The 22,489-nt window shown below is 69.1% G+C and carries 22 protein-coding genes; 15 read left to right on the top strand and 7 right to left on the bottom strand.

The window, feature by feature from the left end:
• The first annotated feature begins 4 nt into the window (after positions 1-4).
• The 3 genes from pstB to phoB are packed head-to-tail and all read left to right on the top strand — an operon-like array spanning position 5 to position 2,304.
• Positions 5-817, top strand: coding sequence for a phosphate ABC transporter ATP-binding protein PstB (gene pstB / locus SM757_RS12785; protein WP_322465757.1), 813 nt, complete (start codon positions 5-7; stop codon positions 815-817).
• Between the two features lie 31 nt (positions 818-848).
• The gene (gene phoU / locus SM757_RS12790) at positions 849-1,556 is read left to right on the top strand and encodes a phosphate signaling complex protein PhoU (protein WP_322465758.1); all 708 of its coding nucleotides are present in this window, start codon (positions 849-851) and stop codon (positions 1,554-1,556) included.
• A gap of 34 nt (positions 1,557-1,590) precedes the next feature.
• A complete protein-coding gene (gene phoB / locus SM757_RS12795) occupies positions 1,591-2,304 on the top strand; it encodes a phosphate regulon transcriptional regulator PhoB (protein ID WP_322465759.1) in 714 nt (237 codons plus the stop codon).
• 391 nt (positions 2,305-2,695) lie between these two features.
• Here the strand turns inward: phoB and SM757_RS12800 are convergent, their stop codons facing one another.
• Positions 2,696-3,370 carry a winged helix-turn-helix transcriptional regulator gene (locus tag SM757_RS12800; RefSeq protein ID WP_066337589.1) on the bottom strand — a complete coding sequence of 225 codons (675 nt, stop codon included), beginning with the start codon at positions 3,368-3,370 and terminating at the stop codon, positions 2,696-2,698.
• A gap of 326 nt (positions 3,371-3,696) precedes the next feature.
• On the opposite strand from SM757_RS12800, the gene ppk1 reads away from it, so the two are divergent.
• Positions 3,697-5,793: a polyphosphate kinase 1 gene (gene ppk1 / locus SM757_RS12805; RefSeq protein ID WP_322465775.1), complete on the top strand. Its 2,097-nt coding sequence runs from the start codon at positions 3,697-3,699 to the stop codon at positions 5,791-5,793.
• 47 nt (positions 5,794-5,840) lie between these two features.
• The gene (gene sixA / locus SM757_RS12810) at positions 5,841-6,305 is read left to right on the top strand and encodes a phosphohistidine phosphatase SixA (RefSeq protein ID WP_066337588.1); all 465 of its coding nucleotides are present in this window, start codon (positions 5,841-5,843) and stop codon (positions 6,303-6,305) included.
• A gap of 38 nt (positions 6,306-6,343) precedes the next feature.
• Here sixA and SM757_RS12815 read toward each other — a convergent pair whose 3' ends face one another.
• Positions 6,344-6,994 (bottom strand): hypothetical protein, encoded by a 651-nt coding sequence (locus SM757_RS12815; RefSeq protein ID WP_322465760.1) that lies wholly within the window; start codon positions 6,992-6,994, stop codon positions 6,344-6,346.
• A gap of 289 nt (positions 6,995-7,283) precedes the next feature.
• Here SM757_RS12815 and SM757_RS12820 point away from each other — a divergent pair, with 289 nt between their 5' ends.
• The 7 genes from SM757_RS12820 (at position 7,284) to gshA (ending at position 15,263) form a co-directional block, all read left to right on the top strand.
• Positions 7,284-8,135 carry a PPK2 family polyphosphate kinase gene (locus SM757_RS12820; protein WP_084267571.1) on the top strand — a complete coding sequence of 284 codons (852 nt, stop codon included), beginning with the start codon at positions 7,284-7,286 and terminating at the stop codon, positions 8,133-8,135.
• Positions 8,136-8,268: 133 nt separating this feature from the next.
• Positions 8,269-10,521 carry a PhoX family protein gene (locus SM757_RS12825; RefSeq protein ID WP_322465761.1) on the top strand — a complete coding sequence of 751 codons (2,253 nt, stop codon included), beginning with the start codon at positions 8,269-8,271 and terminating at the stop codon, positions 10,519-10,521.
• 212 nt (positions 10,522-10,733) lie between these two features.
• Complete coding sequence (locus SM757_RS12830; RefSeq protein WP_322465762.1) at positions 10,734-11,354, top strand: gluconate 2-dehydrogenase subunit 3 family protein; 621 nt, start codon at positions 10,734-10,736, stop codon at positions 11,352-11,354.
• A gap of 77 nt (positions 11,355-11,431) precedes the next feature.
• Positions 11,432-13,000 (top strand): GMC family oxidoreductase, encoded by a 1,569-nt coding sequence (locus SM757_RS12835; RefSeq protein ID WP_322465763.1) that lies wholly within the window; start codon positions 11,432-11,434, stop codon positions 12,998-13,000.
• A gap of 48 nt (positions 13,001-13,048) precedes the next feature.
• Positions 13,049-13,423 (top strand): ribbon-helix-helix domain-containing protein, encoded by a 375-nt coding sequence (locus SM757_RS12840; protein ID WP_322465764.1) that lies wholly within the window; start codon positions 13,049-13,051, stop codon positions 13,421-13,423.
• Between the two features lie 31 nt (positions 13,424-13,454).
• Entirely contained in the window at positions 13,455-13,850 is a 396-nt protein-coding gene (locus tag SM757_RS12845) for a VOC family protein (RefSeq protein WP_066337577.1), read from the top strand.
• Between the two features lie 129 nt (positions 13,851-13,979).
• Positions 13,980-15,263: a glutamate--cysteine ligase gene (gshA, locus tag SM757_RS12850; RefSeq protein ID WP_322465765.1), complete on the top strand. Its 1,284-nt coding sequence runs from the start codon at positions 13,980-13,982 to the stop codon at positions 15,261-15,263.
• Positions 15,264-15,294: 31 nt separating this feature from the next.
• On the opposite strand, the gene SM757_RS12855 is transcribed toward gshA, so the two are convergent.
• Positions 15,295-16,362, bottom strand: a complete 1,068-nt coding sequence (locus SM757_RS12855; RefSeq protein ID WP_322465766.1) for an NAD(P)-dependent alcohol dehydrogenase — start codon at positions 16,360-16,362, stop codon at positions 15,295-15,297.
• A 364-nt stretch (positions 16,363-16,726) separates the two neighbouring features.
• Positions 16,727-17,161 (bottom strand): VOC family protein, encoded by a 435-nt coding sequence (locus tag SM757_RS12860; RefSeq protein ID WP_322465767.1) that lies wholly within the window; start codon positions 17,159-17,161, stop codon positions 16,727-16,729.
• A gap of 131 nt (positions 17,162-17,292) precedes the next feature.
• Here SM757_RS12860 and SM757_RS12865 point away from each other — a divergent pair, with 131 nt between their 5' ends.
• The gene (locus SM757_RS12865; RefSeq protein WP_322465768.1) at positions 17,293-17,667 is read left to right on the top strand and encodes a VOC family protein; all 375 of its coding nucleotides are present in this window, start codon (positions 17,293-17,295) and stop codon (positions 17,665-17,667) included.
• Positions 17,668-17,731: 64 nt separating this feature from the next.
• Here SM757_RS12865 and SM757_RS12870 read toward each other — a convergent pair whose 3' ends face one another.
• Positions 17,732-18,058 carry a hypothetical protein gene (locus tag SM757_RS12870; protein ID WP_322465769.1) on the bottom strand — a complete coding sequence of 109 codons (327 nt, stop codon included), beginning with the start codon at positions 18,056-18,058 and terminating at the stop codon, positions 17,732-17,734.
• 74 nt (positions 18,059-18,132) lie between these two features.
• Positions 18,133-18,708 carry a hypothetical protein gene (locus tag SM757_RS12875; protein WP_322465770.1) on the bottom strand — a complete coding sequence of 192 codons (576 nt, stop codon included), beginning with the start codon at positions 18,706-18,708 and terminating at the stop codon, positions 18,133-18,135.
• 397 nt (positions 18,709-19,105) lie between these two features.
• Between SM757_RS12875 and SM757_RS12880 the strand changes: the two genes are divergently transcribed.
• Positions 19,106-20,338: a patatin-like phospholipase family protein gene (locus tag SM757_RS12880; RefSeq protein ID WP_322465771.1), complete on the top strand. Its 1,233-nt coding sequence runs from the start codon at positions 19,106-19,108 to the stop codon at positions 20,336-20,338.
• Between the two features lie 197 nt (positions 20,339-20,535).
• Entirely contained in the window at positions 20,536-21,432 is an 897-nt protein-coding gene (locus SM757_RS12885; RefSeq protein ID WP_322465772.1) for a PhzF family phenazine biosynthesis protein, read from the top strand.
• Positions 21,433-21,439: 7 nt separating this feature from the next.
• On the opposite strand, the gene SM757_RS12890 is transcribed toward SM757_RS12885, so the two are convergent.
• Positions 21,440-22,255, bottom strand: coding sequence for a GNAT family N-acetyltransferase (locus SM757_RS12890; RefSeq protein WP_322465773.1), 816 nt, complete (start codon positions 22,253-22,255; stop codon positions 21,440-21,442).
• Positions 22,256-22,489 lie beyond the last annotated feature (234 nt).

Genomic DNA, 22,489 nt, shown 5'->3' on the forward strand with positions numbered 1-22,489 from the left:
CACCATGACCGCTGCCGTCGCTGAAAAAAGGGCCGTGCTCGATTACGCGCTGCCCGCCTATGAGAAAGCCAAGCTCTCCGTGCGGGACCTGCGCTTCTATTACGGCAACTTCCTCGCGCTCAAGCACGTCAACCTCGACATTCCCGAAAAGAAGGTCACGGCCTTCATCGGCCCGTCGGGCTGCGGCAAGAGCACGCTGCTGCGCACCTTCAACCGCATGTACGAGCTCTATCCGGAGCAGCGCACGGAAGGGCAGATCCTGCTGGACGGCCAGGACATCCTGACCTCCGGCCTGGACGTGAGCCTCATCCGCGCCAAGGTCGGCATGGTGTTCCAGAAGCCCACGCCGTTCCCCATGTCCATCTACGACAACATCGCCTTCGGCGTGCGGCTGTTCGAGAACCTGCCGCGCGTGGAGATGGACGAGCGCGTCGAATGGGCGCTGCGCAAGGCCGCGCTGTGGAACGAGGTCAAGGACAAGCTGAGCCAAAGCGGCGCGGGCCTCTCCGGCGGCCAGCAGCAGCGGCTGTGCATTGCGCGCGGCATCGCCATCCGCCCCGAAGTGCTGCTGCTGGACGAGCCCTGCTCGGCGCTGGACCCGATTTCCACCGGCAAGATCGAGGAGCTCATCCACGAGCTCAAGAGCGACTACACCGTGGTCATCGTCACGCACAACATGCAGCAGGCCGCGCGCTGCTCGGACTACACGGCCTACATGTACCTGGGCGACCTGGTGGAGTTCGGTCCGACCGCGGAGCTGTTCATGAAGCCGCGCAAGAAGGACACCGAGGACTACATCACCGGCCGCTTCGGCTGAAGCTGCGCGCGCAACTGCAGGAGGAGCCAAGATGGCCGACAAACACCTTTCGTCCGAGTTCGATGCCGAGTTGGGCGCCATCTCCAACCGCGTGCTGGAGATGGGCGGCATGGTGGAGGCGCAGATGGCGCAAGCCATGTACGCGCTCTCCAACTTCAGCCAGGAGACCGCCTCGCAGGTGCTGGAGCGCGAGGTCATGGTCAACGGCATGGAGCTGGAGATCGACCGCGACCTCTCCGCCGTCATCGCGCGGCGCCAGCCCACGGCGCGCGACCTGCGGCTGCTCATCGCCGTGAGCAAGGCCATCGCCAACCTGGAGCGCGTGGGCGACGAGGCCGCGCGCATCGCGCGCACGGTGCAGCAGCTCATCAAGGCGGGCCTCTCGACGCGCATGCGCGTGCCCGTGGCCGACCTGGCCTATGAAGCGGAGCTGGCCATGATCAGCCTGCGCAAGGCGCTGGACGCCTTCGCCCGGCTGGACACGGCGCGCGCCCTGGAAGTGCTCAAGCAGGACGACCAGATCGACCAGGAGTTCGACGGCCTGCTGCGCAAGCTCATCACCTACATGATGGAAGACCCGCGCACCATCTCGGCGAGCATCGACCTCGTGTTCGTCGCCAAGGCCATCGAGCGCGTGGGCGACCACGCCAAGAACCTGGCCGAGGTGATCATCTACGTCGTCAAGGGTACGGACGTGCGGCACGCTTCCCTGGAAGCGGTCGAAAACGCCGTGCGCTGACGGGATTTTTTGAAGTTGTCTGGGGAGTCCGGCCGTGAGTGACGTGCTGGTGGTGGAAGACGAGCCGGCGATCGCCGAGCTGCTTGCAATGAACCTGCGCCATGCCGGGCATGAGGTGCGGGTGGTGATGGACGCCGAGTCCGCCGTCGCGGCGGTGGACCGCGTGCTGCCGGACCTGGTGCTGCTGGACTGGATGCTGCCCGGCCGCTCCGGCGTGGCGCTGGCGCGGCAGTGGAGGAGCGACGCGCGCACGCGCGAGCTGCCCATCATCATGCTCACGGCCCGCACGGACGAGTCCGACCGGGTCAACGGCCTGGACGCCGGCGCGGACGACTACCTCGTCAAGCCGTTCTCCATGTCGGAGCTGATGGCGCGCATGCGCGCCGTGCTGCGCCGCCGCGCGCCCGAGGCGCTGGAGGCGGCCGTGGAGGTGGGCGGCCTGCGCCTGGACCCGGCCACGCGGCGCGTCACGCGCGCGGTGGAGGGCAGCGTGCGCGACGTCAAGCTGGGGCCCACGGAGTTCCGGCTGCTGCACTTCCTGATGGCGCACCCGCAGCGCGTGCACACCCGCGCGCAGTTGCTGGACAAGGTGTGGGGCGACCACGTCTTCATCGAGGAACGCACGGTGGACGTGCACGTGAAACGCCTGCGCGAGGCGCTGGCGCCGGTGGACTGCGCGGCGCTGATAGAGACGGTGCGCGGGGCGGGGTACCGGATGGCGCAGAGCGTGGAGGCGGTGGCGGGCTGAGGGCTGAGGGCTGAGCGCTTGCCTTCACCCAAAGACAGGCCCGTACAGCCCAGGCCGTAGACGTAGAACGCAAGCCGCGAGACACCAAGCCACGCCCTCTACCTCGTCATTCCCGCGAAGGCGGGAATCCAGGCGGTCCCACGCCTAAGCGTAGAAATGACGCAGGCAAGCCAAGGTTAGGCCCTGGTACGCCGACGGGTGAGCTGGCGGCCGGCTTGGGGGCCGCCTGGATTCCCGCCTTCGCGGGAATGACGGCTTGAGGTGCGCTGCCCGTCAGTTTCCGGCTGAGGGCTGAGGACGAACAGCGAACAGCGAACAGCGAACAGCGAACGCCTAGCAGCAGGCGGCAGGCGACATCCCATCCGACAGCGAGAAAATCGTCGCCCCCACCTCACCCCGCCCCGAAGTTGAGCCTGTACCCATACCCGCGCTGCGTCTGGATCATCGAGCGCCCGCGCCCGCCGTCGAGGTGCTTGCGCAGCCGCTTGATGTTCTGGTCCACGGTGCGCACGTCCACGGCGTGATCCGGCCCCCAGGTGGCGGCGATGATCTGCTCGCGGCTGACCACGCGGCCCTGGTGCTCCATCAGGCAGCGCAGCAGCTCCAGCTCCGCGCGCGGCAGCGACACCACGTCCACCTTCTGCCCGCGCGCCACGCGCACTTCGTGGCGCAGCGTGTCCAGCTCCAGCGGGCCCAGCCGCAGGGTGGCTTCCGGCGGGGCCGGCGCCACCGGCGGGCGGCTGTTGAGCTGCTCACCCAGGCAGCGCACCACCTCGCGCGGCACGAAGGGCTTCTCTATCCACAGCCGGCGGCTGCCGGCCTGCTCGTCGCCGCGGGCCTGGGACGACAACACCAGCGTGGGCGCGATGTCGTCCGCCGCGGCGCCCGCGGCGTCCAGCCAGGCGGCGGCGGCGGGTGAGTCCGCATCCACCAGCACCGCGTCCGGCCGCACCTCGCCCGCAAGCTGCCGCCCCTCCTGCGCCGAGGCGGCCAGGATGGGCAGCAGCCGCGCGTGCTGCAGGTGCGAGGCCACGAGCTCGCGAATGGCGGGGTTCTCGATGATCACCAGGACGGACCTGGGAACCGGTTGTCGAGGAGCGGCTGCGGCAGATCCGGGCATGGTCATGGGCAAGCGATTCCTTTAACGCCCAACGCCAGACGTCGGGCCCAAACCGCCATGGTGAAGCCGCGATGTGACAGTCTCTTGACACCCCCAAGACGCACACGCCGGCGGCGTCAAGGAATGCCGCATGCCCAGCCCTGGCCATGCCCACCATCCCGATTTCCAGGGGGATGAAATGCTTTTCCTCAAGTCCGGCCCGCCTTGTCACATTGCTGTCTTAATCGGTTCATAGAGTGGTTTGCATGAACGATTTCCCGCTTTCCGGCGACATGACGGCATTCCTGGACCCGGCGGAGCTGACCCCGCCACTGGTGTTGCTGGAGCGCGAAAAGGCCATCCTGGCCTTCAACCGCCGCGTGCTGGCACAGGCGCGGCGCGAGGACGTGCCGCTGCTGGAGCGGCTGCGCTACGTCACCATCGTCTCCTCCAACCTCGACGAGTTCTTCGAGGTCCGCTTTGCCGACGTGATGGAAGCCGCCCGGCTGCCCGGCACGGCCGTCTCCACCGGCGAGGTGCAGGCCGTGGCCGCCGAGGCCCGCGCCCTCGTGGACCAGCAGTACGCCGTGTTCAACGACGAGGTCATGCCCGCCCTGGCCCGCGAGGGGCTGGTGGTGCTGCAGCACTCGCAGCGCAACGAGGCGCAGCGGCGCTGGGTGGCGCAGTTCTTCGCGGCGCAGGTGCGGCCGCTGCTGGTGCCCGTTGGGCTGGACCCGGCACACCCCTTCCCGACGGTGGCCAACAAGACGCTGAACTTCATCGTCCAGCTCGGCGGGCGCGACGCCTTCGGCCGCGAGAACGCGATTGCCATCGTCAAGGTGCCGCGCGTGCTGCCCCGCGTGATCCAGTTGCCCGACGAGCTGGCCGAGGGCAGGCAGGCCTTCGTCCTGCTCAGCAGCGTGATACGCGCGCACCTCAAGGAGCTTTTCCCCGGGCGCGAGGTGCTGGCCTTCTCGCAGTTCCGCGTCACGCGCGACTCCGACCTGGAGGTGGACGAGGACGACGCCACCAACCTGCGCCAGGCCCTGCGCACCGGCCTCTACACCCGCCACTTCGGCCAGGCCGTGCGGCTGGAGGTGGTGGACAGCTGCTCGGAGACGCTGGTGCAGTTCCTGCTGCAGCAGTTCCAACTGGCGCCCTGGGCGCTGTACCGGGTCAACGGCCCGGTCAACCTCGTGCGGCTCAACGAGCTCATCGACCAGGCCGACGCGCGCGCCTTGCGCTTTCCGCCCTGGGAGCCGGCCTGGCCGGCCAGCCTGCCGCGCGGGGGCTCCATGTTCGAGCGGCTGCAGCAGGGCCCCATGCTGCTGCACCACCCGTTCGAGAGCTTCGAGCCCGTGGTGCAGTTCCTGCGCGAGGCGGTGCAGGACCCGGACGTGCTCGCCATCAAGCAGACCATCTACCGCACCGGCACCGAGTCCGTGCTGATGGAGCTGCTGCTGGAGGCCGCGCGCCGCGGCAAGGAGGTGACCGTCGTCGTGGAGCTCAAGGCCCGCTTCGACGAGGAGGCCAACATCAATTGGGCCGAGCGCCTGGAGGCCGTGGGCGCGCAGGTGGTCTACGGCATCGTGGGCCTCAAGACCCACGCCAAGCTGCTGCTGGTGACGCGGCGCGAGCGCAGCGGCACGGGGCAGGGGCGGCGCGAAGCCACCGTGCTGCGCCGCTACGTGCACCTGTCCACCGGCAACTACAACGCCCGCACCGCGCGGCTCTACACGGACCTGGGCTGCCTCACCGCCGACCCCGAGCTGGCCGCCGACGTGGACGCCGTCTTCCAGCAGCTCACCGGCCAGGTGGAGCTGGGCCGGCTGCACCGGCTGCTGGCCGCGCCCTTCGCGCTGCAGGCCGCCATGCTGGACCACCTGGTGCAGGTCACGCAGGCGGCGTTCGCGGGGCTGCCCGCGCGCGTGGTGGTCAAGTGCAACGCGCTCACCGACCCGCTGCTCATCGACGCGCTGGTCATGGCCAGCCGCGCCGGGGCGCGCATAGACCTCGTCATCCGCGGCGCCTGCATGCTGCCGCCGGGCCTGGCGGGCGTGAGCGACAACATCCGCGTGCGCTCGGTGGTGGGCCGCTTCCTGGAGCACACGCGGGTCTTCTACTTCCGCTGGGGCAAGTCGGAGGAGGACGAAGCCATCTACCTCAGCAGCGCCGACTGGATGAGCCGCAACATGCTGCGCCGCGTGGAGATCGCCTGGCCGCTGCGCGATGCGGCGATGCGCCAGCGCGTGATCGACGAATGCCTGGTGCCCTACCTGCACGACGCCCGCGACGCCTGGGCGCTGCACAGCGACGGCAGCTGGACGAGCCTGGCCGAGCCCGGCCGCCCCGGCGCGCAGCAGGCACTGATGAACCGCTACCAGAGCTGAAGGCCGGCCACAGGCTGAACAAGAGCTGATCAACAGGAGATCGAGCGATGGACCTGATCCTGTGGCGCCACGCCGAAGCCCACGACCTGCGCGAGGGCGACACCGACGACCTGGCCCGCGCCCTCACGCCCAAGGGCGAGCGCCATGCCGCGCGCATGGCGCAGTGGCTCAACCAGGTGCTGCCCGCCAGCACGCGCGTGCTGGTGAGCCCGGCCGTGCGCACGCAACAGACGGCGCAGGCGCTGGAGCGCCGCTTCAAGACCGTGGCCGCGCTGGCGCCGGACGGCACGGTGGACGGCCTGCTGGACGCGGCGCGCTGGCCTGACGCCAAGGAGCCCGTGCTGGTCGTGGGCCACCAGCCCACGCTGGGGCTCGCGGCGGCCTACCTGCTCGCGGGCACCGCCCAAGCCTGGAGCATCCGCAAGGGCGCCGCGTGGTGGCTGCGCTGCCGCGACAAGGACGGCCAGCGCCAGGTCGCGCTGCTGGCCGTGCGCTCGCCGTCGCACCTGTAAGGGCAGGCCGCACGACGGCGCCGTCACGGCCCGCGCGCTCAGGGCGCTTGCAGCAGCAGCTCCAGCGGCCCCTGCTGCGCCCACAGCGCCACCTCCTCCTGCAGCAGGTGGAGCGTGCGCGGATCGGCCGGCGGGCTGGCCCGCTCCCAGCGCAGCGCGTGGCGCCGCCCGCCCAGTGTCTGCAGGCGCAGCCGTGGGCCGGCTACGTCGCGGCGGGCGTGGCAGCGTATGGCGGCCAGGCGCAGGCACAGCACCTGGCGCGCGAAGGGGCGGCGCGCCAGCGCCGCTTCCAGCTTCTTCAAGCCGCCGCGCTGCGCCAGGACCAGATCGGCCAGCCGCCGCTGCTGCGCAGCGGTGAAACCCGCCGCGTCGGCGTGCTCCACCAGGTAGGCGCCGTGGCGGTGGTGGTCGTGGTGCGAGATGCAGCGGCCCAGCTCGTGCAGCGCGCAGGCCCAGGCCAGCTCGCGGTACTCTTCCAGCCCCGCGTCCGGCGCGGCGTCGCGGTGCAGCGCCAGCGCCACCTCGCGCACGCGGCGCGCCTGCGCCAGGTCGCAGCCGAACTGGCGCTGCAGCGCCGCCACCGCGGCGTCGCGCAGGTTGGCGGCACTCACGGCGGCGGCGCCGTCAGGGGCCGGCACGGCCGGTTCAGCAGTGCACAGGAGCAGGGCGGAGGTGGCGGCAGCGTTCATGTCTGGCGGCGGGGCGGACGCTGGAAAACCCGGCGGGGCAGGACGCGTGCCGCAAGGCATGCACGCCATGGACCGGCGGCGCGAGGAACAGCCATCGGCAAAAAAGCCAGCCTAGGCGCGCCCCGTGAAGCTTGCGTGACAGCGCCCCCGGGGTTTGCCCGCAGGCCGTCTCCTTGCTGTCAGCATGGAAACCACGATCCACCCAGGAGTGACGCATGGCTTCCCATTCCACTGTCCCGCCCAAGCGGCCCGCCGCCGCCCCCTGCTGCGCCTTGCCGGAGGGCCGCGCATGAGCAAGCCCAGCAAGGACAGCGACGCGGCCCACGACAAGCGCCTGGCCGGCCTGGTGCATGCCGACCCCAAGGCGCGTTTCAACCTCGCCAAGGTGGACCCGGGTCATAAGCCCTTCTCGGTGGGCGACAAGGCGCAGGACAAGGCCGTGGTGGAGGAGCTCGCGCAGGAGCTCGACGGGCTGCAGAACCTCTTCTGGGCCGACCGCCGCTTCAAGCTGCTGGTGGTGGTGCAGGGCATGGACGCCTGCGGCAAGGACGGCACGCTGCGCCACGTCTTCGGCCGCATGACGCCCTTGGGCGTGCACGCCGTGAGCTGGCGCGCGCCCTCCGAGGAGGAGCGCTCGCACGACTTCCTCTGGCGCATCCACCAACGCGCGCCGGCCGCGGGCGAGATCGTGCTGTTCAACCGCAGCCACTACGAGGATGTGCTGGTGCCCGTGGTCAAGCGCCAGCTCACCGGCAAGCAGATCGCCCAGCGCTATGCGCAGATCAACGACTTCGAGCGCATGCTCACCGAGCACGGCACCGTCATCCTCAAGTACATGCTGCACATCTCGCGCGACGAGCAGCGCCTGCGGCTGCAGGACCGCCTGGACGACCCGGCCAAGCACTGGAAATTCCTGCCGGAAGACCTGGAGGTGCGCAAGCACTGGGACGCCTACCAGGACGCCTACGCCGACGCCCTGTCCGCCACCGGCACCCCGTGGGCGCCGTGGACCGTGGTGCCCGCGGACTCCAAGACCCACCGCAACCTCATGATCGCCACGCTGGTGGCGCGGGCCCTGAAGGCGCTGAACCTGCGCTTCCCGGAAGGCGACCCGGCGCTCAGGGACGTGCGCGTCGAGTGATGCGTGCGTGCGCGGCGGGCGTGCATCCCGGGGGGCGGCGCGCGGCTTTCATGCAAGCGACTTGAAGCCGTCACGGCACTGACACGAAGGCTTCGAAGAATGCGCTGGTCTTTCCCAACCGACGCGTTCCCCGATGAACCACAGCTTCACGCCCGCCGCCACCCCCGCCGACGAGCCCAACGGTTACGACGACAACGAGATCGTCAACCACAGCGCCAACGCGCACATGAACGACTTATTGGCCGCGCGGCTGGTGAGCCGCCGCCAGGCGCTCAGGGGCGGCGTCAGCGTCACGGCCGGGGCGCTGTTGGGCGGCCTCTCGCTCACGGCCTGCGGCGGCAGCGGCGACGACGACGCGCCCGCCACGCCCGCCACGCCCGCCACGCCGGTGGATACGCCCAAGGCCCTGGCCCTGGGCTTCACCGCCGTGGCCAAGAACAGGAACGACCTCGTCACCGTGCCGGCGGGCTACCAGGTCAGCGTGCTGCACGCGCTGGGCGACCCGCTGCACTGGGGCGACGCCTCCTGGGCCGACAACGGCAGCGAAAGCGCCGACTCCTACAACCGCCGCATCGGCGACGGCCATGACGGCATGCACTACTTCGGCCTGAGCGAGGCCGGTGCCTACCAGGCCGACCGCTCCGACCGCGGGCTGCTGTGCGTGAACCACGAGTACGTCGTGGGCCCCTACGCGCTGCACCCCAACGGCCGCACCATCGTGGACAACGTGCGCACCGTGCCCGCCGAGGTGGAAAAGGAGATCTACGCCCACGGCGTGAGCATCTGCGAGGTGCGCCGCGGCGCCGCGGGCACGGCCATGAGCCTGGTGCGCGGCTCGCGCTACAACCGCCGCGTCACCTCGGCCACCGAGATGGACATCGCCGGCCCGGCCCGCGGCAGCGCGCTCATGGCCACCAAGTTCTCGCCCACCGGCGTGAAGGCGCGCGGCACCAACAACAACTGCGCCAACGGCTACACCCCTTGGGGCACCTACCTGACCTGCGAGGAGAACTACCTCAACGTGCTCGCGCGCGCCGCCAACGACGACGCGCTGCGCACGCCCAAGGAGATCGTGGCCCTCGCGCGCTACGGCCTGCCGCAAAACCGCCGCAGCCCCTACCTCTGGGACACGGCCGGCAGCGACGACCTCTTCGCGCGCTGGAGCTCCTCCGTCACCGGCGCCAGCGCCAGCGCCGACTACCGCAACGTGTTCAACACCTTCGGCTGGGTCGTGGAAATCGACCCCTTCAACCCGGACGCCACGCCGGTGAAGCGCACGGCGCTGGGCCGCTTCAACCACGAGGGCGCCTGGCCCGCGCCGGCCGTGGCCGGCCAGCCCATCGTGATCTACATGGGCGACGACTCGCGCGGCGAGTACATCTACAAGTTCGTCTCCAAGGCGCCGTGGGACGCCAAGGACGTGGGCGGCGGCGTGGCCGCGGGCGCCAAGTACCTCGACGAGGGCACGCTGTACGTGGCCCGCTTCAATGCCGACGGCAGCGGCCAGTGGCTGGAGCTCACCCACGGCAAGAACGGCCTGACCGCCGCCAACGCCACCTACGCCTTCGCCGACCAGGCCGACGTGGTGACGCACGCGCGGCTGGCCGCCGACGTGCTGGGCGCCACCAAGATGGACCGGCCGGAGTGGGGCGGCGTGAACCCGCTCAACGGCGAGGCCTACATGACCCTCACCAACAACAGCAACCGCGTCGCGGCCACCGCCACGCCCAGCGGCAGCCAGGTGAAGGTCGATGCCGCCAACCCGCGCGCCTACACCGACACCTACGCCAACGCCGACGGCAGCACCCGCAACAGCGCGGGCAACGTCAACGGCCACATCATCCGCTGGCGCGAGGCCGGCACCGGCAACGCCGCCGCGAGCTTCGCGTGGGACGTCTACCTCTTCGGCGCGCAATCCGACGCGGCGGCGGACGTCAACCTCTCCGGCCTCACCGCCGTCAACGACTTCTCCAGCCCCGACGGCCTGCACTTCGACGAGCGCGGCCTGCTGTGGATACAGACCGACGACGGCGCCTACACCGACGTGACCAACTGCATGATGCTGGCGGCGGTGCCGGGCCGGGTAGGCGACGGCGGCAGCGCCACCGCCGCGGGCGGCGCCGTCACGCGCAAGGGTGCCAACGCAACCGAGCAGACCGTGCGCCGCTTCCTGGTTGGGCCAGTGGAGTGCGAGATCACGGGCATCGCGCTGACGCCGGACCACAAGACGCTGTTCTTCAACGTCCAGCACCCGGGCGAGGACGGCACGCTGGCCGCGCCCACCAGCCACTGGCCGGACCGCCAAACCAACGCCGCCTCCACGCGGCGCCCGCGCTCGGCCACGGTGGTGGTGACGCGCACGGACGGCGGCGAGATCGGCATCTGAGCCCACGCCCGGGCAGGCGCGTGCATCGCGCCTGCATCGGCATGTCCCTGCGCGCAGGAGAAGCCCGCCTTGAGACCTCTTGCGGCCTTCTCCCGCCTGGGACTTTCCCTGTAGGTATCAGGCTATGCCCTGGCCGGGGGAGGCGTTTCCTAAAGTCTGGGCACCTACCCGGAAAAGCGGCGGGGACAAGCCGCCACGCAGGAGACGCCACCATGAAAGTGATTCCTTTGGCCGCAGCCGGCCAGGGCTGTGAAGAACCCAGCGGCGAAGTGCCCAAGCTCGCGCTGCCGCTGACGCGGCGCAGCCTGCTGCGCGGCTCCGGCATCCTGATGGGCACCCTGGCCGCCGGCAGCCCGCTGGCGCTGCTGGCCCCCTCCACGGCCTGGGCCGTGGAGCTGAAGACCCTGTCCCAAGCGCAGGGCCAGACCCTGCTGCTCATGGGCCGCGTGCTCTACCCGCATGCCAAGTTGCCCGACGCCGTGTATGCGCTGCTGGCCAAGGACCTGGATGCGGCGGCCGGCGACAACGCCGACATGGCCAAGCAACTGCAGGACGGCATCGCCTCGCTGGACCACCTGGCCGGCGGCAGCTTCGCCAAGGCCAGCCCGGCGCGGCGGCTGCAGGCCGTCAAGTCCATGGAGGGGCAGCCCTTCTTCAACAACGTGCGCGGCAAGTGCGTCACGTCGCTGTACGACAACGACATGGCCTTCGCCGCCTTCGGCTACCCCGGCTCGTCGTGGGACAAGGGCGGCTACATCACCCGCGGCTTCCAGGACCTGAAGTGGCTGCCCGCGCCGCCGCTGTCGGCCAGCCCCAAGCCCTACATGGGCTGAGCGCGCACGGCGCAAGACCGCACTTCACCAGCACAACAGGCCAGGCCGGCCAGGCACCGGCCGGGGCGGAGACCTCCATGGCTGCATTCGATTTCTCGGACGACTCCGTCGTCGTCATCATCGGCTCCGGCGCGGGCGGCGGCACGCTGGCCAACGAGCTGTGCCAAAAGGGCATCAAGGTCGTCGTCCTGGAGGCGGGCGCGCCACAGTCCAACGCCAGCTTCATCAACGACGAGTGGAAGTCGTTCAGCCAGCTCGCCTGGCTGGACAAGCGCACCACCTCCGGCACCTGGCGCGTGGCCAAGGATTTCGCCGGGCTGCCGGCCTGGATCTGCAAGACCGTGGGCGGCACCACCACGCACTGGGCCGGCGCCTCGCTGCGCTTGCAGGAGCACGAGTTCCGCATCCGCAGCGAGTACGGCGGCATCAAGGACGCCAACCTGCTGGACTGGCCGCTCACGCTCAAGGAGCTGGAGCCCTACTACGCCCGCGCCGAGGACAAGATGGGCGTGACGCGCACCAACGGCATTCCCGGCCTGCCCGGCAACAACAACTTCAAGGTGCTCTACAACGGCGCCACGCGGCTGGGCTACAAGGAGGTGCACACCGGCAACATGGCCATCAACAGCCAGCCGCGCGACGGGCGCGGGCGCTGCATGCAGCTGGGCTTCTGCTTCCAGGGCTGCAAGAGCGGCGCCAAGTGGTCCACCCTCTACACCGAGCTGCCCAAGGCCGAGGCCACGGGCAACTTCGAGCTGCGCAGCCAGTGCCACGTCTCGCGCATCGAGCACGACGCCAAGGGCAAGGCCACGGGCGTCGTCTACTTCGACAAGGACGGCAAGGAGCAGCGCCAGAAGGCCCGCATCGTCTGCGTGGCGGGCAACTCCATCGAGACGCCGCGGCTGCTGCTGCTGTCGGCCTCCAACCTGTTCAAGGACGGCCTGGCCAACTCCTCCGGCCAGGTCGGCCGCAACTACATGCGGCACATGACGGGCTCGGTCTACGCCGCCTTCAAGGACCCGGTGCACATGTACCGCGGCACCACCATGGCCGGGATCGTCCGCGACGAGGCCGGGCACGACACGCGCCGCGGCTTTGCCGGCGGCTACGAGATGGAAACGCTGTCGCTGGGCATTCCCTTCATGGCCGCCTTCCTGAATCCGGGCGGCTGGGGCGAGGATTTCGCGTGGTGGATGGAGCACTACACCCAGCTCGCCGGCATGTGGCTGGTGGGCGAAGACATGCCGCGCGAGACCAACCGCGTCACGCTCAACACCGACGTCAAGGACCAGTGGGGCAACCCCGTGCCCAACGTGCACTACGACGACCACCCCAACGACGCGGCCATGCGCAACCACGCCTTCACGCAGGGCGAGCGCGTCTACCAGGCCGCCGGGGCGATACGCACCTTCCGCACGCCGCCTTACCCCTCCACGCACAACCTGGGCACCTGCCGCATGAGCGCGCGCGCGGCCGACGGCGTGTGCAACAAGCACGGCCAGACGCACGACATCAGCAACCTCTTCATCAGCGACGGCAGCCAGTTCACCAGCGGCGGCGCGGAAAACCCGACGCTGACCATCGTGACCCTGGCCATTCGCCAGGCCGAGTACATCGCCGGGCAAATGACCCAGCGCGCGATCTAATTGCGGCCGGCCGGTAAAATCGGCCGGATAAAAATACCCGGAGACAGCATGTGTGAATTCTTCGTATCCGCCGATCCGATTCTTTACGAATCGCGTACCCGCACCGTGCGCATCCGCGGCGTGTCCACCAGCATCCGCATGGAAAACTTCATGTGGGACACGCTGGCGGCGCTGGCGGCCGAAGAGGGCGTCACCACCAATGCGCTGATCGCCCAATTTCATGACGAGATATTGCGCCACCGCGGCGACGTGCAGAATTTCGCCTCTTTCCTGCGGGTGACATGCCTGCGCTATCTTCGGCGCAAATTGGACGCGGCCGAAGGCCACCAGCCCGGCGGCCCGATTGACGGCGCCCTCGGCGGCCCGCTCGACGGGCATCTCCTGGACGGCACCGGCCCGGCTTTCCCTCAGAGCACGCACTGACCATCTCCCCCTGAACGCACCGAACGCATATATGGCCAAAATCATCCATACCATGATTCGCGTCCGCGACCTGGACGCCTCGCTGAATTTCTACCGCCAGGTGCTGAATCTCACGCCCGCGCACCGGCTGGATTTCCCCGATTTTTCGCTGGTGTATTTGCGCAATCCCGAGAACGATTTTGAAATCGAGCTGACCTGGAACAAGGGCCGCGAGGAGCCCTATACCCACGGCGACGGCTACGGCCACGTGGCGGTGGCCGTGGACAGCGTGGCCCAGAAGCACGCGGAATTGGTGGAGGCGGGTTTCGCGCCGCTGGCCATCAAGGAATTCAAGGTCGGCGAGGAGCTGCTGGCGCGCTTCTTCTTCATCCAGGACCCGGACGGCTACAAGATCGAAGTCCTGGAGCGCCACGGCCACTACCAGTAAATCTCTCGAAAGTCCGGTGCTGCCCCGGGCTCGCTGCCCCGGGGCGGCGGGCCACGGGGCCGTGCCGTCTGGAGCCCTTGCCAAGGGCTTGGTCACCGTTTCTTCACGGTTGAGCTGGAGCATCTCCCCATGGCCCCTCATCTCCTCACGGCGCTCAGCGGCCCGCTGGGCGCACTGGAAAAGCGGCTGCTCAATGCAGCCCCCGACATCGAACGCTGGTTCACCCGCCAATGGGCGGTGCACCGGCCGCCGGTGTATTCCTCCGTGGACGTGCGCAACGCCGGCTTCAAGCTGGCACCCGTGGACACCAACCTCTTTCCCGGCGGCTGGAACAACCTGACGCCGCGCATGCTGGAGCGCGCGGCCGAGGCCGCGGCCGGCGCGCTGCGGCGCGCGGCGCCCTGCAACCGCCGCGTGCTGCTCGTCCCCGAGAACCACACGCGCAACCTGCACTACCTCTCCAACGTCGCGCGGCTGCGCCAGGCGCTGCTGGCCGGCGGCATGGACGTGCGCGTGGGCAGCGTGCTGCCCGAGCTCGCCGAGCCCCTGGCGGTGGAGCTGCCGGACGGCGGCAGCGTGCTGCTGGAGCCCGTCCAGCGCGAGCACGGCCGCCTGGGCCTGCCTGGCTTCGACCCCGGCCTGGTGCTGCTCAACCACGACCTGAGCGCCGGCATCCCGCCGCAGCTCCAGGGCTTGCGCGATCAGCCCGTGCTGCCGCCGCTGCATGCGGGCTGGCACGTGCGGCGCAAGACCACGCACTTCGCCCGCTACGCCGAGGTGGCGCGCGAGCTGGGCGAGGCCATTGGGCTGGACGAGTGGCTCATCACCCCCGACTTCGAAGCCTGCGACGGCCTGGACTTCAGCTCCGGCACGGGCCTGGAGGCGCTGCAGGCGCGCGTGGACGCGCTGCTCACGCGCGTGCGGCACAAGTACCGCGCGCTGGGCGTGGCGGATGAGCCGTTTGCCATCGTCAAGGCCGACAACGGCACCTACGGCATGGGCGTGATGACGGTGCGCAACGCGGCGGAGCTGGACAAGCTCAACCGCCGCACGCGCAACAAGATGGACGTGATCAAGGACGGCCAGCGCACCACGTCCGTGATCGTGCAGGAGGGCGTGCCCACCTGCGAGCGCGTGGGCGAGGCCATGGCCGAGCCGGTGGTCTACCTGATGGACGGCCAGGTGGCGGGCGGCTTCTACCGCACGCACGCCGAGCGCGGGGTGGACGAGAACCTCAACGCGCCGGGTGCGCGCTTCGTTTCCATGGCCTGCGCGGAAGGCCAGCCGGGCGAGGGCGTGGGCGGCGCCAACCGCTTCTATCCGTATGCCGTGATCGCGCGGCTGGCCACGCTGGCGGCCAGCCGGGAGCTGGAGGCAGAGCAGGCGCCGGTGAAGGCTTGCGAGGCGGCTTGAGAGAAGGGGCAGGGCGGGGCGGGGTGGGGCGTCACGCCGCGCTCTGCTCCCGCAGCGACGCCATGTCAACCACGAACCGGTACTTCACGTCCGAGCGCAGCATGCGCTCGTAAGCCTCGTTGATCTGGTCCATGCGGATCATTTCGATGTCCGAGGTCAGGCCGTGGCGGGCGCAGAAGTCCAGCATTTCCTGCGTCTCGGCGATGCCGCCAATGAGCGAGCCTGCCAGGCGGCGGCGCCGGAAGATGAGGTTGAAGACCTGCGGGGAGGGATGCGGCTCGGCCGGCGCGCCCACCAGCACCAGCGTGGCGTCGCGCTTGAGCAGCACCAGCAGCGCGTCCAGGGCGTGGGGCGCGGCCACGGTGTCCAGGATCATGTCGAAGCTCTCGGCATGCGCGGCCATCTGGTCCGGGTCCTTGGAGATGACCACCTCGTCGGCCCCAAGCCGCTTCGCGTCCTCCGTCTTGCCGGGCGAGGTGGTGAACAGCACCACCCGGGCGCCCATGGCGTGGGCGATCTTCACCGCCATGTGGCCCAGGCCCCCGAGGCCGACCACGCCCACCTTCTTGCCCGGCCCGGCGCCCCATTGGCGCAGCGGCGAGTAGGTGGTGATGCCCGCGCACAGCAGCGGCGCGACGGCGGCGAGGTCGTCCTGCGCATGGCTCACGCGCAATACGAAAGCCTCGTCCACGACGATCACTTCCGAGTAGCCGCCGTAGGTGTTCTCGCCGCCACCAAAGGCCGGGCCGTTGTAGGTGCCGGTGAAGCCCGTTTCGCAGTACTGCTCCAGGCCCTCGCGGCAGGCACTGCAGGCGCGGCAGGAATCCACCATGCAGCCCACGCCGGCGATGTCGCCGGCCTTGAACCGCGTCACCTCGGCGCCCACGGCCGTGACGCGGCCGACGATCTCGTGCCCGGGCACGCTGGGATAGACCGTGTTCTGCCACTCGTTGCGCGCGGTGTGCAGGTCAGAGTGGCACACGCCGCAGTAGAGGATTTCGATCTGCACGTCGCGCGGCCCCGGGTCGCGGCGCTCGAAGCCGAACAGGCGCAGCGGGGACGTGGCGGAAACGGCGGCGTAGCCGCGGGTGGCGATCATGAATGGAGCTCCTTCAAGCGTTGAGGAGAGACAGGCGGGGCGATCATGAGCCGGGCATCAGCCGCCGGCCGTTACCTACGGTGAAGTCGTGCAGCGCCCAACGCCCAACGCTCAATAGCGCCGACGTTCCAATGCCCGTGAATCGATGGAAGCACCGATTGCCGTCCCCGGCCTACAGGCGTCACTGCCCACGAGGCGTGGATTTTCCGAATGTGAAACCTGTCAGCACAAAAGGTACGGCATGGACGCCAAGCATATTGACGCAAGGGATGCGAGTTTTCGGTGCGCATTCCCCTGCGGCAGCAGGATGGCCTGGCGCCGGAGGCACATTGGGGATTTTGAGCATCACCCCCTGTCAATCTGCTCAACGGTCGAAAGTGATCTTCACCGAATCCGCACTGCGCTGGGCCGGCCCATGAAAAACCGCCTCGATATTGTTGCCGTCCGGGTCCAGGACAAAGGCGGCGCAATAGCCGGGGTGGTAAGGACGCTCACCGGGCGGGCCGTTGTCGCGGCCGCCGTTCTCCATCGCGGCCTTGTAAAAGGCCTCGACCATGGCGTGATCGCGGGCCTGGAAGGCCAAATGGATGCGGCCGGTCAAATGGCCTTGGGCAGCGGGGCTGTCGGCACTGGAAATGAACAATTCGTCGGCCCAGAAATAACTGTCGCCGCTGCCGCCCATGGGAATTTCCAGGGTTTTCAATAGGGCCTCATAAAACCGCCGGCTGGCGGAAAGATCATGGACGACGAGGTGGATGTGGTCTATGAGGCGGCCGCGGCGCAGTTCGGTGGTTTCCATGGAGGCTCCTGGTTTTTGACCAGGAGAAGCATAAAAGACCCTTCATCAAAAAACAAAACCATAGACCATTGCGCCCTCAATGAAATAATTTTAATAAAATTTTGACTACAGGCACTTCAGAAGGGAATTCAATGTTCGACCACGTGAAATTCGGCGTTACCGACTACGAGGCCAGCAAGGCATTTTTCCTCAAGGCACTGGCGCCGCTGGGCGTCACCCTGCTTTCCGAAGGCCTGCCGAGCTACGGCGTGGAAATCGGCTCAAAAGGCGGGGCCACCCTGTGTTTGTTTCAAACCCAGGAAAAGCCGGCGCATCTTCACCTTGCATTCAGAGCGGAAACCCGGCAGCAGGTGGACGATTTTTATCGGGCCGCTTTATCGGCAGGCGGCAAAGACCATGGGGCGCCAGGGCTGAGGCCGCAATACCATGCGAATTACTATGCGGCGTTCGTGATTGGGCCGGATGGGCACAATATCGAGGCGGTTTGCAATGAACCCGTAACCTGACCCAGAGCGGAGATATTTCCGATTTTCCCAACTGCACCGCGTTTGGAACCCCGAATCACATTCCTCAGCAGCGCCCCGACCGCCGGCTCCGCGGCTGCAATTTGTCCAGCTCCGCAAACTGCTGTTTCAAAAGCAGCATCAGGGCCCGCGCCTGGTCCACCGGCAAACTCACCACCGTGGTGGGCGATTCGTCGCGCGCCGAACGCGGGAGCACCAGGGCGTCCACGCCGATTTCTATGAGCCCCTTGTCGTGCCGCAGGGACTTCAGGCGCTGGACTTCGATGTCAAAGGTTTTCAAGGCTGCTCTCAAGGGAAGGTTCAAAGGCGGATTATCGGCGATGCCGCACCTCCGCTCGCCGGCCCCTCCCGCCACGGCCGTCAGCTTTGCCACGCCTTGGCACGTTTCGGACGTCCAGGAAAAAGGCGCCCGCAGGCGCCTTGGCGTGACAACATACCCCCGGCCGCTTACCAGGACCAGCGCTTGGACGAGGCGCGGTTATTCATGAAGGAACCAACGAAATAGCAGTTGGGGAAGCAGCGAACCCAGTCGCCCGTCTGCCAGTAGCCGTCGTAGCTGGTATTGCGGTTGCAGCCATTGAAACCGCGCGTGGAGGTCAGGCGGTTGTTGAAGGCGCCGGGCATGTTGGCAACATAGGAACGGCCGCCATAACAACCGTAGATATTGTTGGCGTACCAGATGAAGCTCGCGCCACCGTAATAGCGGCCGTCGTAGTCCACGCCGATCACGCGGGTGGCGGCAGCCGCCACGTCGGATTCCTTGAGAGATTGCGGCGTGGCATCCGCCGCCAGCGCAACCGTGTTTTGCGTGGCCGCCGCCATGGCCGCCGCAAACGTGGCGTGGCATTCCACCTTACCCATTGCAGAGGCCTTGGCGCCTTCGGCCATGGGCTGCAATTCGGCCACGCAGTGCTTGCCGGCCGATTGCGGGCTGGTCACGGCCGGAGCACTGCCCATTTCCACTTCCGCGTCATTGGCCGGATCGTTTTGCGCCATGGCCGACGCAGCGGCAAAAGCGGACATGCCCAGCAGGGCGAACAGGCGAGCGTGGGAGATTTGGGTTGCATGTCGATTTCCTTGCCTTGAAACCGCCTGAGGCAGTTTGGTGGGATGACCCTGTCTTTTTGGAGTTTTATTCCGCCGCCTCACTGTCCTGAATAGCCTGGGCTATTGGCGTTGGGATTTCGTTGCGGAATGACGAGCAGTTTAGGCAGCCAGAATGGCCCGACCACCCCCAAAGGTCGGCGCACGGGGGAGGGGGATCAATACCCCCCACAAGGTTGCCGGCATATTCAGCCAGCGGTGATGGGGAATGTCCTAGGCAGAAAGTCATTGAATGTTCATAAACGCGGCATTCGGAAAATCGGAGCGGGCATTTACTTCATCAAACCGCGGGCATACGCGTTGCTGCACTGCAGCAATGAATCTCCATGTTGTTTCCTCCTCTTCCACCGGCGCGGGCGAGCGCACGGTGCCGGCCGCCAGCGGGCCGGCGCGGTACGTGAGCCTGGCGCTGTCCGGCGGCAATGCCTTGGGCGCCTATGGCGCGGGCGCCTGCGAGGCGCTGCTGGAAGCCGGCTACGCGCTGGACCGCGTCAGCGGCGCGTCCATCGGTTGCGTGAACGCCACCATCCTGGCCGGCAACCCGCCGGCTCAGCGCGCGGCCAAGCTGCGCGAGTTCTGGCAGCAGGCCGCGCGCTGGTCGCCCTGGGGCACGCTGCCCACGGGCGGGCAGGTGCGCGACACGCTCAACAAGCTGCAGACGCTGCACACCGTGATGGCCGGGCGCCCGGGGCTGTTCCGGCCGCGGCCCAGCGGCTTCTTTTCCCTGCTGCCCGGCACGCCGCCGGACGTGGGCCTGTTCGACGGCCACCCGCTGCTGGCCACGCTGGAGCGCGTCATGGACTGGGACTTCCTCAACACCGCGGCGCTGCCGCTGACCATTGGCAGCGTGGACCTGGAAAGCGGCGAGGGCGTCTATTTCGACACCCGGGAGCAGGCGATCGAGCCGCACCACGTGCTGGCCAGCACCGCCTTCCTGCCCGGCTTCCCGCCGGTGGACATCGGCGGCCGGCTGTTGGGCGACCCCGGCATGCTGTGCAACCTGCCGCTGGACCCGCTGCTGCGCGACCCACCGCCGGGGCCGCACCTGTGTATCGCCGTGGACCTGTTCGACGTGCGCGGCGGGCGGCCGTCCTCCATGGACACGGCGCTGGAGCGGGTGCAGGACATTGCGTTTGCTTCGCAGTCGCTGCGCACCATCGAGGCGTTCCGGCGCGAGTACCGGCTCAGGCGGCTGCTGGCGCAGTCGCTGCAGCGCACGGGCCACGCGGTGGAGCTGGACGCCGAGGAGATGCGCCTGCTGGAGCGCGAGGCCCGCGGTGCCGACACCGACATGGTGCTGCTGGCCTACCACCCGCCGGCGCACGAGGTCTCGGCCAAGACGCTGGAATTCTCCGCCGCCTCCATCGCCGAGCGCTGGGAGGCCGGCCGCCAGGACATGCAGCGCGCCCTGGCCCTGCTCGAAGCCGGCCAGGCGACCACGCGCGACCCGGGGTTCAACTTCTACGACGCGCGGCGGGTGCAGTCCCGGGAGGAGACACCGGCCGAGGCGGTAGAGGCAAAGCAGGCGCAGGCGACGCAGCCGGCTTGACGCAGCACCCGGCGGCCATGGCCTTGCGGGCCGAATGGCAGCCGGGCTGCGGTTCGGCCCGCCAGCGGGCCTCGTACACCGCTGTATCGGTCGATATCGCCACCCGCTGCACCTGCCGCCCGTTGCGCTCGCCACCTAGCATGCGGGCCATCGCCGCGGCACCCGTGCGCCGCGACACAACTCACCAGGATGGCTCCATGTCCCGCAGCTCCCCGTTCAAGCAGGTCGACGTCTTCACTTCCGTGCCCTTCAAGGGCAACCCGGTGGCCGTGGTGATGGAGGCCGAGGGCCTCACGGCCGAGCAGATGCTGGCCATCGCCAACTGGACCAACCTGTCGGAGACCACCTTCGTGCTCCCGGTGAGCCAGGCGCACCGCGGCCAGGCCGACTACCGGCTGCGCATCTTCACGCCCGGCGGCGAGTTGCCCTTCGCGGGCCATCCCACCATCGGCACGGCGCACGCGCTGCTGGAGGCGGGCGTGGTCAGCGCCCGCGACGGCGCGCTGGTGCAGGAGTGCGAGGCGGGGCTGGTGCGGCTGCAGGTGTCCGGCGGCGAGCGCGGGGGCGCGCAGCGCATCGCTTTCGAGCTGCCCCAACCCGTGGTCACGCCGCTGGACGACGCGGCCATCGCCGAGCTGGAAGCCGTGCTGGGCGCGCCCGTGCGCCGCGGCGAGGCGGTGCCGCGCCTGATCGACGTGGGCGCGCGCTGGATCGTCGCGCAGCTCGCCGACGCCCAAGCCGTGCTGGACTGCCGCCCCGACTTCAACCGCATGAAGCTGCGCGACATGCGCGACCACAACACGGGCGTGACGGTGTTCGGCGCCTGGCCGGCCGGCGCCGCCGCGGGCATCGAGGTGCGCTCCTTCGCGCCCGCCCACGGCGTGGTGGAAGACCCGGTGTGCGGCAGCGGCAACGGCTGCGTGGGCGTGTTCATCCGCGACAGCGGCCAGGCCGCCACGCTGGGCCCGGATTACGTCGCGGCCCAGGGCTCGATGCTTGGGCGCGCGGGGCGGGTGAGCGTGAGCCTGCAAGGCGGGCAGGTGCGCGTGGGCGGGCAGGCCGTGACGTGCGTGGAGGGGCGCATCGCCTTGTGAGATCCCCTCACACCCCGCTCACCCCACTGAAATGCCGCCGGTACGCCGCCGGCAGGTCGCGCAGCCGCAGCATCAGCGGCAGGTCGGCGGTGTTGAAGTTGGGGTCCCAGGCCGGGGCGCCCAGCACTTGGGCACCGCAGCGCAGGTAGCCGCGAATCAGCGGCGGCACCTCGACGGGCAAATCCTTGCGCAAGGACGCCAGCGGCAGACGCGCGCGCACGTGCAGGTCCACGGGCGCCAGGTGCGTCTTGCGCAACTGCTCCCACAGGCTCGCGGCCGCGTGGCCGCCGTCGCGCATGGACATGCTCGCGCAACCGATCACGGCCTGGAAGTCGTTGCGCTGCATGAAGGCCGCCAGCGCGGACCACAGCAGCAGGATCACGCCGCCGCTGCGCCAGCGGCCGTCTATGCACGAGCGGCCCAGCTCGGCCATGTGGCGCCGCATGGGGCGCAGCCGCACCAGGTCGAACTCCAGGTCGCTGTAGTAGCCGCCGGCCTGGCGCGCGCCTTCCGGCGTCAGCACGCGGTAGGTGCCCACCACCTGCGAGGGCTCGTCGTCCGTGGCCTGGGTGCGCACCAGCAGGTGCTCGCAGTAGCGGTCGAACAGGTCGGCGTCGTGCCCTTCAGGCGTGCCGGGGGCAGGGCGCAGCCGCGCGCCCATCTCCTCGGCGAAAACCTGGTAGCGCAGGCGCTGGGCCTGGGCCAGGTCTTCCTCGTCCCGGGCCCACACGGCCTCCAGCCGTGCAGGCCGGGTGCGGTCCGGAAGTACTGCAGGGTCGGGGGCGGAGGTCGCCGCGGCGGGGAGCATGAGCGTGTGTTCCATGGCCCGCCATGCTGGGCAGCGGCCATGACAAGGCCGTGAAGCCCGCATGACGAAGCGATGACGGCACCCCGGCGCCGGCGGGGTTTCAGCCTCGCGCCGACAGCCAGCGCGCGATGCGCTCCACCACCCAGCCGCCGTCGTCCAGCGGCAGGTCGTGCCCGGCGTCGGGGTGCAGCGCCAGCGGCAGCCGCCAGCGCGCGGCCAGCGCCTCGGAGCAGCGCGCATCGACCAGCG

This window comes from Azohydromonas lata (assembly GCF_034427735.1).
GTDB lineage: Bacteria > Pseudomonadota > Gammaproteobacteria > Burkholderiales > Burkholderiaceae_C > Azohydromonas > Azohydromonas lata.

Coding starts and splice junctions, on each gene's coding strand:
- pstB (WP_322465757.1), top strand. CDS start 5: ATGACCGCTGCCGTCGCTGAAAAAAGGGCCGTGCTCGATTACGCGCTG.
- phoU (WP_322465758.1), top strand. CDS start 849: ATGGCCGACAAACACCTTTCGTCCGAGTTCGATGCCGAGTTGGGCGCC.
- ppk1 (WP_322465775.1), top strand. CDS start 3,697: ATGACGGCATTCCTGGACCCGGCGGAGCTGACCCCGCCACTGGTGTTG.
- sixA (WP_066337588.1), top strand. CDS start 5,841: ATGGACCTGATCCTGTGGCGCCACGCCGAAGCCCACGACCTGCGCGAG.
- SM757_RS12815 (WP_322465760.1), bottom strand. CDS start 6,994: ATGAACGCTGCCGCCACCTCCGCCCTGCTCCTGTGCACTGCTGAACCG.
- SM757_RS12820 (WP_084267571.1), top strand. CDS start 7,284: ATGAGCAAGCCCAGCAAGGACAGCGACGCGGCCCACGACAAGCGCCTG.
- SM757_RS12825 (WP_322465761.1), top strand. CDS start 8,269: ATGAACCACAGCTTCACGCCCGCCGCCACCCCCGCCGACGAGCCCAAC.
- SM757_RS12830 (WP_322465762.1), top strand. CDS start 10,734: ATGAAAGTGATTCCTTTGGCCGCAGCCGGCCAGGGCTGTGAAGAACCC.
- SM757_RS12835 (WP_322465763.1), top strand. CDS start 11,432: ATGGCTGCATTCGATTTCTCGGACGACTCCGTCGTCGTCATCATCGGC.
- SM757_RS12840 (WP_322465764.1), top strand. CDS start 13,049: ATGTGTGAATTCTTCGTATCCGCCGATCCGATTCTTTACGAATCGCGT.
- SM757_RS12845 (WP_066337577.1), top strand. CDS start 13,455: ATGGCCAAAATCATCCATACCATGATTCGCGTCCGCGACCTGGACGCC.
- gshA (WP_322465765.1), top strand. CDS start 13,980: ATGGCCCCTCATCTCCTCACGGCGCTCAGCGGCCCGCTGGGCGCACTG.
- SM757_RS12855 (WP_322465766.1), bottom strand. CDS start 16,362: ATGATCGCCACCCGCGGCTACGCCGCCGTTTCCGCCACGTCCCCGCTG.
- SM757_RS12860 (WP_322465767.1), bottom strand. CDS start 17,161: ATGGAAACCACCGAACTGCGCCGCGGCCGCCTCATAGACCACATCCAC.
- SM757_RS12865 (WP_322465768.1), top strand. CDS start 17,293: ATGTTCGACCACGTGAAATTCGGCGTTACCGACTACGAGGCCAGCAAG.
- SM757_RS12875 (WP_322465770.1), bottom strand. CDS start 18,708: ATGTCCGCTTTTGCCGCTGCGTCGGCCATGGCGCAAAACGATCCGGCC.
- SM757_RS12880 (WP_322465771.1), top strand. CDS start 19,106: ATGAATCTCCATGTTGTTTCCTCCTCTTCCACCGGCGCGGGCGAGCGC.
- SM757_RS12885 (WP_322465772.1), top strand. CDS start 20,536: ATGTCCCGCAGCTCCCCGTTCAAGCAGGTCGACGTCTTCACTTCCGTG.
- SM757_RS12890 (WP_322465773.1), bottom strand. CDS start 22,255: ATGGAACACACGCTCATGCTCCCCGCCGCGGCGACCTCCGCCCCCGAC.